This window comes from Streptomyces sp. NPDC005408, assembly GCF_040606445.1.
GTDB lineage: Bacteria > Actinomycetota > Actinomycetes > Streptomycetales > Streptomycetaceae > Streptomyces.
The window spans coordinates 29,640-42,744 of the sequence record NZ_JBEXEX010000059.1; the positions used below are offsets into that span (position 1 = coordinate 29,640).

At 71.6% G+C, this 13,105-nt stretch carries 10 protein-coding genes; 2 read left to right on the forward strand and 8 right to left on the reverse strand.

The window, feature by feature from the left end:
• Positions 1 to 160 precede the first annotated feature (160 nt).
• Together ABZS64_RS33755 and ABZS64_RS33760 are read left to right on the forward strand one after the other, a co-directional pair.
• A complete protein-coding gene (locus ABZS64_RS33755; RefSeq protein ID WP_355837961.1) occupies positions 161 to 2,086 on the forward strand; it encodes a peptidoglycan recognition family protein in 1,926 nt (641 codons plus the stop codon).
• Positions 2,087 to 2,264: 178 nt separating this feature from the next.
• Positions 2,265 to 4,493 (forward strand): germacradienol/geosmin synthase, encoded by a 2,229-nt coding sequence (locus tag ABZS64_RS33760; RefSeq protein WP_355837937.1) that lies wholly within the window; start codon positions 2,265 to 2,267, stop codon positions 4,491 to 4,493.
• 68 nt (positions 4,494 to 4,561) lie between these two features.
• On the opposite strand, the gene ABZS64_RS33765 is transcribed toward ABZS64_RS33760, so the two are convergent.
• The 8 genes from ABZS64_RS33765 to ABZS64_RS33800 form a co-directional block, all read right to left on the reverse strand.
• Positions 4,562 to 5,062, reverse strand: coding sequence for a hypothetical protein (locus ABZS64_RS33765; protein WP_355837939.1), 501 nt, complete (start codon positions 5,060 to 5,062; stop codon positions 4,562 to 4,564).
• A gap of 67 nt (positions 5,063 to 5,129) precedes the next feature.
• Complete coding sequence (locus tag ABZS64_RS33770; RefSeq protein WP_355837941.1) at positions 5,130 to 8,057, reverse strand: AAA family ATPase; 2,928 nt, start codon at positions 8,055 to 8,057, stop codon at positions 5,130 to 5,132.
• 148 nt (positions 8,058 to 8,205) lie between these two features.
• On the reverse strand, positions 8,206 to 8,562 hold the full coding sequence (locus ABZS64_RS33775) for a hypothetical protein (protein ID WP_355837943.1): 357 nt from the start codon (positions 8,560 to 8,562) through the stop codon (positions 8,206 to 8,208).
• 154 nt (positions 8,563 to 8,716) lie between these two features.
• Positions 8,717 to 9,322 (reverse strand): CGNR zinc finger domain-containing protein, encoded by a 606-nt coding sequence (locus tag ABZS64_RS33780; RefSeq protein ID WP_355837945.1) that lies wholly within the window; start codon positions 9,320 to 9,322, stop codon positions 8,717 to 8,719.
• 62 nt (positions 9,323 to 9,384) lie between these two features.
• Complete coding sequence (locus tag ABZS64_RS33785; protein ID WP_355837947.1) at positions 9,385 to 9,627, reverse strand: DUF397 domain-containing protein; 243 nt, start codon at positions 9,625 to 9,627, stop codon at positions 9,385 to 9,387.
• 117 nt (positions 9,628 to 9,744) lie between these two features.
• Complete coding sequence (locus ABZS64_RS33790) at positions 9,745 to 10,911, reverse strand: thiolase domain-containing protein (RefSeq protein ID WP_355837949.1); 1,167 nt, start codon at positions 10,909 to 10,911, stop codon at positions 9,745 to 9,747.
• Complete coding sequence (locus ABZS64_RS33795; RefSeq protein WP_355837951.1) at positions 10,904 to 11,965, reverse strand: thiolase domain-containing protein; 1,062 nt, start codon at positions 11,963 to 11,965, stop codon at positions 10,904 to 10,906. Before ABZS64_RS33795 ends, ABZS64_RS33790 begins: the two co-directional genes overlap by 8 nt.
• Entirely contained in the window at positions 11,965 to 12,924 is a 960-nt protein-coding gene (locus ABZS64_RS33800) for an OB-fold domain-containing protein (RefSeq protein ID WP_355837953.1), read from the reverse strand. The genes ABZS64_RS33795 and ABZS64_RS33800 overlap by 1 nt, the downstream gene beginning before the upstream one ends.
• Positions 12,925 to 13,105 lie beyond the last annotated feature (181 nt).

A 13,105-nucleotide genomic window follows, 5' to 3' on the forward strand; every position in this document is an offset into this window, starting at 1 on the left:
TGCGAAATCCTTACAGCGGGACAAGATTGACGGATCGTCCGGAAGCCGATACCCCTGTAGTCGAGCCCGACCCCGCAGGCCCGTCGCGCACCACCCGTCCCTGGAGGCCGCCTTGCAAGGATCCGCCCCCGTACGAGAGAGAAGCGCCCGTCGGCGCCTGCTGAGGGCAGGGGGTGCGGTGGCGTCCGCCGCCCTGCTCCTGCCACTGGTCTCTGCCGGTCCGTCGGCCACCGCCGACCAGCACGGCACCACCGGCGCACTGCAGAGCGACTTCGCCGCGGCCGCGGCCCGGTACCGGGTGCCGCAGAGCGTGCTGCTCGGCGTCTCGTATCTCCAGTCCCGCTGGGACACGCACGGCGGCGCGGCGAGCGTCACGGGCGGCTACGGGCCGATGCATCTGACCGATGCCAGGACCGCGCTGGCCGAGGCACCGCACCATTCGCACGGCAGCGAGGACGCGCGCGGCGACGACGCCCGACCGGCCGTGAAGACGGACGAGGCCGAGCTGCCCGAGGCGTCCGAACTCCCGGCCCGGCTGCGGACCCTGGACCGTGCGGCCGAACTCTCGGGGTACTCGGCCGAGCAGCTGCGTGACAATCCGGCCGCCAATGTGGGCGGCGGCGCAGCCCTTCTCGCCGACGCGCAGAAGAAGCTGGGCCGCCCGCTGAGCGAGGACCCGGCGGACTGGTACGGCGCGGTGGCACGCTTCTCCGGCGCGGACGACATCGCGACCGCGACGACGTACGCCAATGATGTCTTCGACGTGATCCGCACCGGCGAGTCGCGGATCACGGACAGCGGTCAGCGGGTCGCGCTCGCGGCCGACCCGGCCGCGGCGACCGATCCCGCACAGGCGGCAGGCCTCGGGCTGCGGACGGCCGACGCGAGGAAGACGGAGTGCCCGCGGACGGTGGCCTGCGAGTGGATCCCGGCGCCGTACGAGGAGTTCGGCGACAACGACTACGGCAACCACGACCTGGCCGACCGGCCCGCGTCGCAGTCGGTGAAGTACATCGTCATCCATGACACCGAAGGCTCCTGGGACACCACACTCAAGCTGGTCCAGGACCCGACGTATGTCTCCTGGCAGTACACCCTGCGCTCCTCGGACGGGCACATCGCCCAGCACGTGCCCCTCAAGGACGTGGCCTGGCACGCCGGCAACTGGTACGTGAACGCCAAGTCGGTGGGCCTGGAGCACGAGGGCTTCCTGGTCTCGCCGGACGCCTGGTACACAGAGGCGATGTACCGCACCTCCGCCCGGCTGGTGAGGTATCTGGCCAAGCGGTACGGCATCCCGCTGGACCGCCAGCACATCCTCGGGCACGACAATGTGCCGGGCACGACCCCCGCGACGATCCGCGGAATGCACACCGACCCGGGCCCGTACTGGGACTGGGCTCACTACTTCCGGCTGCTGGGCCGCCCGTTCACGCCGACCGCGGGACCCCGCAGCGATGTGGTGACGATCCGCCCGGACTACGCGGAGAACCAGCCGGTGTACACGGGCTGCGTGAAGCCCGCCGACGCCTGCGTGCCGCACGGCTCCGGGGCGGTACGGCTGCACACCGCGCCCGCCGAGGACGCCCCGCTGGTCAAGGACATCGGTCTGCGCCCCGGCGGCGAGGACTCCACCACCGGCGTCAATGACACGGGCGCGCGGGCCTCGACCGGCCAGCAGTATGCGGTCGCCGGCCGTGAGGGCGACTGGACGGCGATCTGGTACCTGGGGCAGAAGGCGTGGTTCCACAACCCGCGCACCCAGCCGACGGCGGTGGGGGCCCGGGGCTGGACGCTCACTCCCAAGGAAGGCGCTGCGGAGATCCCGGTCTATGGACGCGCCTACCCGGAGGCGGCTGCGTACCCGGCCGGTGTCCCGGTCCAGGCGATTGCGCCGCTGCCGTACAAACTCCTCGCCGGTCAGCGGTATGTGGTGGGCGACCGTGTGCCGGGCGAGTATCTGTACGCGACGACGTTCGACACCGCGGGACACACGGTCGTGCGGGGCCAAGAGCCGTACTACGAGATCCAGTTCGGGCACCGGGTCGCCTTTGTGAAGGCAGCCGACGTGACCCTGGTGCGGTAGCCAAGAGCCGCGGTGCGCCACCGTACGTGGGGTCTGGTGGCGCACCGCCCACCTCTTTATGGGCTTGTGTGACTAATTGCCGTGATGCGTGGGCCGTACGGGGGACGGGTAGGGCTGGCCCGCCCATCACCGGTCCGCGCCCCCGTGCGCGGATGCTCACCGAAAGGCCCTGGCGCACATGGCTCAGCCCTTCGTACTGCCGGACTTCTACGTCCCGTATCCCGCGCGGCTCAATACGCATGTCGAGGAAGCTCGGCGGCACACCAAGGAATGGGCGCGCGGGATGGGGATGCTGGAGGGGTCCGGCATCTGGGAGGAGAGCGATCTCGACGCGCACGACTACGCCCTGCTGTGCGCGTACACCCACCCCGACTGCGACGCCAAGGCCCTCTCCCTCGTCACCGACTGGTATGTGTGGGTCTTCTTCTTCGACGACCACTTCCTGGAGACCTACAAGCGGACGCTGGACCGCGAGGGCGGGAAGCGGTATCTGGACCGCCTGCCTGCCTTCATGCCGATGAACCTCGCGGACGGTACGCCCGAACCGGAGAATCCGGTCGAGGCAGGTCTGGCCGATCTGTGGGCCCGGACCGTGCCGAGCATGTCGGACGCCTGGCGGGTGCGGTTCGCCGAGGCGACCGAGCATCTGCTGAACGAGTCCCTGTGGGAGCTGTCCAACATGGACGAGGGGCGGATCGCCAACCCCGTCGAGTACATCGAGATGCGCAGGAAGGTCGGCGGGGCGCCCTGGTCGGCGGGTCTTGTGGAGTTCGCCGCGAACGCCGAGGTCCCGGCGTCGGTGGCCGGCTCACGGCCGCTGTGCGTGCTGCGCGACACGTTCTCGGACGCGGTGCATTTGCGCAACGACCTGTTCTCGTACCAGCGCGAGGTCGAGGACGAGCGCGAGAACAGCAACGGCGTCCTCGTTCTGGAGACCTTTTTGGGCTGTAGTACGCAGGAGGCGGCCGAGGCCGTCAATGATCTGCTGACTTCTCGGTTGCAGCAGTTCGAGAACACCGCGCTCACCGAGGTCGGACCCCTGTGCGCGGAGAAGGGACTCACCCCTGCCGAGACCGCTTCCGTCCTTGCGTACGCCAAGGGCCTGCAGGACTGGCAGTCGGGCGGGCACGAGTGGCACATGCGCTCCAGCCGCTATATGAACGGGGGCGGGAAAGCGGCAGAGCCCGCGCAGATTGCCTGGAGCATGGCCGCCTCGTCGATCCGCTTCACCCCGCGCGCCGAGGCGGCCCGCTGGCGAAGGCACGCCCACCAGCCGTACCAGCACGTGGGCCCGTCGCTGCTCCCGAAGTTCGAGCTGCCCTACGACGTCACCCTCAGCCCGCATCTGGCGGGGGCGCGGGAGCGCAACATCGAGTGGGCGCGGCGCATGGGGATCCTTGAGCCGCAGCCGGGGCGGCCCGGATCGCACGTGTGGGACGAGCGCCGGGCACGCAATATCGATCTGCCGCTCTGCTCGGCGGGCCTCCATCCGGACGCGACCCCGGAGGAGCTGGATCTCTCGTCGAACTGGCTGACCTGGGGCACCTACGGCGACGACCTGTACCCGGTGATCTACGGCCGGACCCGCGATCTGGCCGGGGCCTGGGCCGCCAATGAGCGACTGCTGCTCTTCATGCCGCTGGACGGTGAGCCGGCGCCCGAGCCGGCCGACGCGATGGAGCGGGGACTCGCCGATCTGTGGCAGCGCACGGCGGGTCCGATGGACGAGGCCTCCCGGCGCACGTTCCGCAGGACGGTCGAGGACATGCTCGCGAGCTGGCTGTGGGAGCTGGCCAATCAGGCGCAGCACCGTATTCCGGATCCGGTGGACTACATCGAGATGCGGCGCTTCACCTTCGGCGCGGACATGACCATGCGGCTGTGCCGGCTCTCGCACGGGGACCGGGTGCCTGCCGAGATCTACCGCAGCGGCCCCGTCCGCTCGCTGGAGAACGCCGCGGTCGACTACGCGATGCTGATCAATGACCTCTTCTCGTACCAGAAGGAGATCGAGTACGAGGGCGAGGTGCACAACGCCGTCCTGGTCGTGCAGAACTTCTTCGGGGTCGACTATCCGACGGCCGTGGACATGGTGCACGAGCTGATGAAGGGGCGGATGCAGCAGTTCCAGCATGTCATCAAGGTCGAACTGCCGGTTCTCTACGACGACTTCGAGCTGGACGTGGAGGCCCGTCAGATCCTCGACGGCTATGTGCACGAGCTCCAGGACTGGATGGCCGGGATCCTCAACTGGCACCGGGACTGCGTGCGCTACCACGACGAGGACCTACGGGCGGGCACCGGCGGCGCCCCCTGGCATCTCAGCGGGCCCACAGGGCTGGGTACTTCGGCCTCGGATGTGCTCACGCTGTTCGTCCGGCCCACGGCGGATCCGGTCGGGGCATAGCGCCAAGTGAGACCTTCGGCCCGCCGTGAGCACGATGCGGCGGGCCGGGCGCGCGGACGCGCGAAGGGTCAGCCCTGCTGGAAGAGTTCCGCGGGCAGCGGCTTGAGCAGTGCGTACAGATCGTCGGTGATCGGCCGGTCCCAGCTGGCGATCGTGACGAGGACATTGTCGCTGCGGTCGAACTGCACGCAGGAGATACGGCTTTCGGAGAGCTTGAGACGGCGCACGATCAGCAGGTTGTCGCCCTGCATCACCGGCATGTCCTCGACGTCCACGACATCGACGGGCTCGTCGTTCTCCAGCGCCAGCAGCAGCTGGGCCACCTCGAAGGGGATCTGTCCCTCGTCGACCTCGCGGGCGGGCGAGCCCTCCGGCAGATTGCCGATGATCATCGCGGGGCCGCGGCCGCCGAACAGGTCGTACCGCAGGAAGACGCCCTGGCAGGTGCCGTCGGGGGCGGGCAGCAGACCGGCGCCGAGATTGCCGGGCCAGTCGCCCGGATCCATGGCCAGGACATCGAAGTCCGGGCCCGCGGGTGTGGCGGCGCTGCGGCGGCGGAGGAAGGACATACCGCCATGGTACGTGTCCGGGCGGGCCCGGCCGAGCCGGGGCCCGAGGCCTCTTGGACGCCGCCGGTCACCGTCCACGGCCGCCGTCCAGCCCCTCGGAACGGCCGTCGCCGATGGCGTCCGCCAGGCCCGCCTCGTCGGTGCCCGCCTTGCGGTAGACGGCCGAGAGCAGCCTGGTCACGGCGTGCTCGTCGACATGGAGGACGGCCGCGACGGAGGCCCTGCCGCGGCCCTGGACGGTGAGGACGGCGGCGGTCCGCTCGCGGGTGGTCAGCGCGTCGGTCTCGATGGCACGCAGGCTGCGCGGGCGCAGCCCGGCCGCCGCGAGCTCGTCGCGGGCGGCGTCGGCGAGCCCGTCGGCGCCGCACTGTCCGGCCGCCTCCAGGCCGCGGTAGAGGCACTCGGCGGCCTCCTTCGAGCGGCCGGTGCGACGCAGCTGGATGCCGAGGTCGACGAGGGCGCGGGCGAGTTCGTACGCGGCGGGCGAGCGCTCCAGATGGGCGACGGCCTCTTCGAGGAAAGCGGTCCTTTCGGTGCCGCCGGAGACTTCGGCAGCCACGCGCAGGGCCTGGCCGATGGCGGACGCGGTCGCGAAGCGGCGGGCGCGCTGCACGGCGTCCAGCGCGATCGCGCGGGCCCGCTCCGGCGCGTCGTGCGCCTCGGCGAGGGCGAGATGGAGCTGCCAGGGGCACCAGGCCGGGTTGCGCATTCCGCGCGGGTCGAGCCGCCTGCCCGCGGCGGCGAGTTCGACTGCCGCCTCCTTGGGGCGGCCACGGGCGAGCAGCAGCTCGCCGTACACGGTCTGGGAGTCGGGGAAGGTCACGGCCGCCGGGAAAGGTTCGCCGAAGTCGTGGTCCTCGGCGACCTGCACCGCTTCGTCCGTACGCCCCCTGGCCAGCAGGACCTCGACGAGCGTGCCCAGCGCGTACCACTCGACGGGGGTGCGCGGCCCGACGCGTTCGGCGAGCCGCAGCCCTGCGCGTACGAAGTCCTCCGCCTCGGCCAGACGCCCGCGCCGGAAGCGTATGTACGCGAGAAGGGTGTACGCGAAGGAGAGATGGGCGCCGCGCCATCCCCGGCGCTCGAACTCGGCGGTGCCGGTGGCGAAGAGCTCCTCGGCCCGGCCCGGCCGGTCGCCGTACAGGAAGGTGAGCGCGACCAGCACGGGGACCTCGAAGCCGCGGTCCTCGACGGCCCAGCTCAGTCCACCCTGCAGGGCCCGTTCGGCGTGGCCCAGGGCGACGGCCGCGGGTTCGGCGCGCAGCATGGCGTCCCAGGCGCGCAGCCCGATGATGTACCGCTCGGTGAGGTCGCACCCGGTGAGATGGTCGGCGAGCCGGGCCAGGCGGCGGGACCGTGCGGGCGAGTCGGGCTCGTCGGCGCGGAACGCGTCCCACATGAACTTCTCGGACTGCATGCGCAGCCGGGTCCGCGGATCGCTGGTGAAGCGGGCCTCGCGGGCGAGTGTGTCGGAGGCTTCGCCGAGGCGGTCGGAGTGGGCCAGTACCTGGGAGAGCCGGTAGACGATGGCCTGGCGCAGGGCCGGGTCGGCGACGGGTTCTTCGAGGGCGGCGCGCAGATGGTTGACGGTGGTGGCGGGCTCGGTGAGCAGGGACGCGCAGCCCAGTTCGTACAGGACGGCGGCCCGGTCCTCGTACGCCGGGGGTTCGCGCAGGGCGCGGGCGAGCTGACGGCGGGCGGCGTCGGGAGCCCCGGCACGCTGGGTCTCGCGTGCGGCCTGGCGCAGATGGTGGACGACCCACGGGTCGCCCTCGGGGTGGGTCTCCATGAGGTGGCGGGCGGCGGCCGTGGAGCCGAGCCCGGCGTCGACGACGGACCAGGCGGCCTGGCCGTGCAGGGCGACGCGTACGGCGTCGGGGATGGCCCGGTAGACGGCGGTGGCGATCAGCGGGTGGACGAATTCGAGCGTGCCCTCGTCCGTCGCGGGGCCGGTGAGGATACGGGCGTCACGCAGCCGGTCGGCGGCGTCGGCGGCCTCTTCGCTGCCGAGGCCCGCGACGCTCGCGGCGAGCGCGGGCTGGATCTCGGTGCCGAGGACGGCGCCGGCCCAGGCGAGGCGGACGGTGGAGGCGCCGAGGCGTTCGAGGCGGGCGATGAGTCCGCTGCCCCTGACGGCGGCGGCGAGGTCGCGCAGGAGGTGGGCGCCGGACTCGTTGGGTTCGAGTCCGCGGTCGCTGACCTTGGCGGTGAGTTCGACGGCCTCGAACGGGTTGCCCGCGGTGACGGCCCAGCATTCGCGGCAGAACGCGTCGTCGGCGTGGGCGCCGAGCCGTTCGCGTACAAGTCGCCCTACGGCGGGGGCGGTGAGCGGTTCGAGGTCGATCGGGCGCTGTCCCGCCCGGCCGGACAGTCCGCGGAACTGCCGTGCGTGGTCGGGGAGTTCCTCCGGACGGTAGGCGACGACGAGCAGCATCGGGAGCTCTTCGGCCCGCGGAGCGAAGGCGGCGAGCCAGCTCAGCGACTCCGGGTCCGCCCAGTGGGCGTCGTCGAGTACGAGCACGAGCGGGGCACGCTGGACGGCGAGATGGGTGAGGACCCAGTCGAGGCCGTCACGCAGGCCCTGCGGGTCGGGCGGGGCGCCCGCCTCGGCGGTGCACAGGCCGAGCGCGGGGCCCACGATCGCGTACCAACTCCCCAGCTGCAGCCGCAGGGCGGCGTCGGACGAACCGGCGAGCTGGGGCTGGATCAGCTGGCGTGCGACATGGAAGGCGACCTGCTGCTCCTGGTCGCCGCCGCGCGCGGAGAGGACGGTGCAGCCCTTCGCCGCGGCACGGCGGCGCACTTCGGCGAGCAGGGTCGTCTTGCCGAGGCCGGCGTGGCCCGCGAAGGCGAGGAGGGCGCCGCGCGGGCGCTCGGGAGGTTCCGCATTGTCCACGCCGAGGCCCGCCAGCTCGCTCAACGCCTCGTCCACGGCAGCCAGTTCGGCTTCGCGCTCGAAGAGAAGGCGCCTGGTTCTGCCGGCACGTCGCGTCATGGTGCACCCCCCACGGCCGGGGCGTACGCCCGGCGCGGTGAAGGGGCTGCCGGACGGACGTCCTCGAGGCACCTCAGGGTACGCCCGAGAGGCCGTTCGGGTACCGGACTTGCGGGACGCGGTTTGTACGGAATGCTCCGCAGGCGCGTCAGGCCGATGTCTGAGTGTGGCCGATCCCGGGCGCGGCCGTGCCGTTGATCTTCTCGATCGCCTGGCGGGCGTGCTCGCCGGGTGTGCGGCCGGTCAGCGAGGACACGGAGGACGGCACGGAGGACTGCACACCGACCTGGCTCCGGTCCGCGGGCCTGGCATGGCCCGCCGACCGGGTACGCAGCCGATGACTTGCGGCCTCGTCGAGGCTGACAGGGCGTTGCATCTGGGCGGCCAGCCGGCTCGCCTCCTGTCCGAGCGCCGCGAGGTCTTCCCACTGCAGACGGACCACCAGGCGGAGTTCGGCCTCCCCGTCGGGGAGGGCTTGGAGAGGAGGATTGACGGAGTCGTTCATGGGCTGTCCTCACGGTCTCGGAACGGAATCCTCGCGGGAACGCTGCGCACCCTGTGGTGCGGGGTGCGCAGAGTGATACGGGAAACTCGCCCGGCGTGTTCAGTCGCCCGGCCTGTTCAGTCGTCCGCTCGCCGCCCCGCAGCGGCACTCAGCCTCAGGCGGCCCGGTGCCGCTCGTGGTGGCGGGCGACCCTGGCCCGGTTGCCGCAGGACGGCTTGCACCACTCCTGGCGCGGATGGTCCTTGAGGAAGTACCGCACACAGCGCGGGGCATGGCAGGCCCGCAGCCTCGCCCGGTCGGGGCCCGCCAGAAACGCGACGGCCGCGCGGGCGAGCGCCGCGACCAGCACGGCGCGCTCCCCCGCCGCGCCGGAAGGCCGGGACAAGGCTGCGGGCTCCCCGTCCGGCGGCCATTCGAGGCGCGGCACGACGGGCACGGCGGCCGCTGCGGTGTTGAGCCGGTCCAGCGCCAGGTCCGCGGGCAACAGCCGCTGAGCGTCGGCGGGGCTCGGCAGTCCGGGTTGTACGGCCCGTGCGAACAGCGAGCGGACGGCCGCGCGCAGCTCCCGTACGGCTGCGAGGGTGTCCGGGTCCGCGCTGAATGTGCGGACACCCGGCGCCGCGTCCAGCTCGTCGGCCCGCTCCCGGACCCAGCCGGTCAGCCCCTCGGTGTCCTGAAGATCGTCGGCGACGCCCCCGTGTCCGTCGTGGCGGATGGTGAGGGCGAGATCCAGTACGAGCGTATGAGCGGGCGCGGCCATGCCCATAACGGTAACGGGCCGTCCAGGCATTACCGACCGCGGCGGCTCACGCGCTCACGCTCTTACGTGAGGTCGAACTCCCCCCCGCGGGCGTTCAGGACGAAGGCGCGCCACTCGGCCGGAGTGAAAATGAGCGACGGGCTCTCCGGCCGGCCGCCGTTGCGCATCGCGATGAAGCCCTCGACGAAAGCGATCTGGACGTCTCCCGTTCCCTGACTGCCGGACTGCCAGTCGGCGTTGCTGAGATCGAGTTCCGGCTTGTCCCAGCCCGAAAACCTCTGCGTGGTAGTCGTGCTCTCGGCCACGTCCGTGCTCCTCCCGCGTCGTCTCCGCGCCTCAGACTAGCGATCGTCTCCCGCCCGGGACAGGCCACGGAAGCAGGACCGCGGCCTGTCCTCGGTGACACGCCCTGCTCACGGCGGTCAGGCGGTGGGCGGTTCGGCGCCGACCAGCCACATCGAGAAGAACTGCGCCCCGCCGCCATAGGCATGGCCCAGTGCCCTGCGGGCCCCCTCGACCTGGTGCTCGCCCGCCTGGCCCCGCACCTGGAGGGCCGCCTCGGCGAAGCGGATCATGCCGGAGGCCCCGATGGGGTTGGTGGACAGCACCCCGCCCGACGGGTTCACCGGCAGATCGCCGTCGAGTTCGGTGACCCCGGACTCGGTGAGCTTCCAGCCCTCGCCCTCGGCCGCGAAGCCCAGGTTCTCGAGCCACATCGGCTCGTACCAGGAGAAGGGTACGTACATCTCCACCGCGTCGATCTCGCGGCGCGGATCGGCGATGCCCGCCTGCCGGTAGACATCGGCGGCGCAGTCCTTGCCCGCCTGCGGGGACACGAAGTCCTTGCCCGCGAACATGGTGGGCTCACTGCGCATCGCACCGCCGTGCATCCACGCCGGAGGCCGCGGCGAACGGGCCGCGCCCGCACGATCGGTGAGGATCATCGCGCACGCGCCGTCGGAGGACGGGCAGGTCTCGGAGTAGCGGATCGGGTCCCACAGCATCGGGGACGCCTGGACCTTCTCCAGGGTGATCCCGTGCTCATGGAGATGGGCGTACGGGTTCTTCAGCGCGTTGCGGCGGTCCTTGTAGGCGACGAGGGAGCCGACCGTGTCAGGGGCGCCGGTGCGGCGCATGTACGCCCGCACGTGCGGGGCGAAGAAACCGCCCGCCCCCGCCAGCAGGGGCTGCTGGAACGGGATCGGCAGGGAGAGTCCCCACATGGCGTTGGACTCGGACTGTTTCTCGAATGCGAGCGTCAGGACGGTGCCGTGCACGCGCGATGCCACCAGCTTCGATGCCACCAGGGCGGTGGAGCCGCCGACCGAGCCCGCAGTGTGGACGCGCAGCATCGGCTTGCCGACCGCGCCGAGTGCGTCCGCGAGATAGAGCTCCGGCATCATCAGGCCCTCGAAGAAGTCGGGGGCCTTGCCGATGACGACGGCGTCGATGTCCGCCCAGGTCAGCTCGGCGTCCTCCAGAGCCCGCCCGGCCGCTTCGCGGACGAGACCGGCTATGGAGACGTCGCGGCGGGCGGCGACATGCTTGGTCTGACCGATGCCGACGACGGCCACGGGCTCCTTAGGCATCGGGGGCCTCTCCTTCGAGTACGGCGACGAGGTTCTGCTGGAGGCACGGGCCGGAGGTGGCGTGGGCGAGGGCCCGGTCGGACTCGCCGCGGTGGATACGGGCGGCGGCCTCGCCGAGCCTGATGAGGCCCGCGGCCATGACCGGGTTGGCGGCGAGCGCTCCGCCGGACGGGTTGACTCTCACCCTGTCGTCGAGGTTGAGGGCTCGGCGCAGGACGACTTCCTGCGAGCTGAAGGGGGCATGGAGTTCGGCGGTGTCGACGGGCCGCTCGAAGGCTCCGGCGCGTTCGGCGGCGAGCCGGGTGGAGGGCGAGTCGGTGAGGTCGCGGACTCCCACGCTGTGCGCCTCGATGCGGTGGTCGATGCCGCGGATCCAGGCGGGGCGCTCGCACAGCTCGCGGGCCCGGTCACCGGCGGCGAGGATCACGGCGGCCGCGCCGTCGCCGACCGGCGGGCAGTCCCCGGTGCGCAGCGGCTGGACGACGTACTCTCCGGGCGGAACCTCTCCCTTCAGTTGAGCGTGCGGGTTGTCCGACGCGGAGGTTCGGCTGCGGGCGGCGATCCCCGCCAGGGCAGGCTCGTCCGTCTCTCCGGCATCGATCAGCGCCTGCGCCTGGAGAGCAGCGAGTGCCACCGAGTCGGGCCACAGCGGGGCCAGGTAGTACGGGTCGAGCTGGCGGGTGAGCACATCGCGCAGCTCGCCGGGCGACGACTTGCCGTACGAGTAGACGAGCGCCGTGTCGGCCTCGCCGGTGAGCAGCTTCACCCAGGCCTCGTAGAGCGCCCAGGCGCCGTCCATCTCCACATGGGACTCCGAGATCGGCGGCCACGCACCGACACCGTCGAGGGTCATGGTGAAGGAGAAGGCGCGCCCGGCCAGATAGTCGCTGGAGCCCGAGCAGGTGAAGCCGATGTCGCTCGTCTGCAGACCGGTTTGGCGCAGCACCTCGTGCAGGACCGGCATCACCATCTCGACCTCGGAAAGCTCGTCGCTGCGGCGCAGATGGTCGCTCTGCGCGAAGGCGACGATGGCCACATCCCTGGCGTACCGCATCAGAGCAGCTCCTTGTAGGCGTCGTAGTCGGCGTCCGGCTCGCCGGTGGGCCGGTAGTGATCGGGATGGCGGCTGCCGTCGGTCCACACGGGTTCGACGCGCAGACCCATGCGCACCTGGTCGTACGGGATACCGCCGATGCGGCCGTGCAGGGCGAGGTCGGCGCCGTCGAGGGCGATGTGCGCGTAGACGTACGGCACTTCGATGTCGAGGTTCTTCGCTTTGATGTTGACGATGCAGTACGTGGTGACGGTGCCGCGCGGTCCGACCTCGACCTGTTCGACGGTGGCGACTCCGCAGGTGGGGCAGGCGCCGCGGGGCGGGACATACACCTTGCGGCAGCGCGGGCAGCGCTCGCCGACGGTCTTGCGCCCGGCGAGGGCGTTGATGTACGCGGTCTGGGCGCGGCCGGGCGAGTAGGTGTAGTCGAGCCGGGCGGGGGCGACGATGCCGGTCACCGCGTCAGCGAACTCGCCGCTGTGCGGGGCAGCTTGAGCGGCTCGCTCGCTCTCGTACGGCTCGAAGCACGCGATGTCGGTGATCGCTCCGGTGCGCTCCTCGGCCCAGCGGATGCGGACGCGCATGCCGCTGCGTACGGCGTCGGGGCCGGGTGCGTCCAGGACATGGAGCAGCGAGGTGTCGGCCCCGTCGAGCCTGACGAGCACCCAGGCGAAGGGCGCGTCCAGCGGCTGATCGCGGCGCGGGGCGGGGTTCCAGGCCCAGGTGGTGACGGTCCCTGTGTCGGCGACCTCGACCAGGTCGCGTATCTCATCTGCGGTGACGGGGTCGTACTCGACGGGCGGCACGAGCACGGTGCCGTCGCTGGTCTTCACCCCGAGGACGGTGCGCTCGCGCAGCCCGGTGAGAAAGGCGGACTGGACGGGCCCGAGGGAACGGGTGAAGGGGAACTCGACGACGAGCGGTGCGCGCAGCACGTCTGGGGAGTGGGTGACTGACATGGGGGCTCCTTGTTGTGGGGTTCGGTGCGGGTGCGGGTGCCGCTGCGCGGGGGCTCTCCCTACCCCGCCCCTTCCCGAACTGAGGGCGTCGATCCCGTGCACGCGGCGGACGAACTCCGCCCACCACACGTCCGACCTGCGGATACGGGACCAGTACGTCCTCGTCACCCAGCGCATCGAG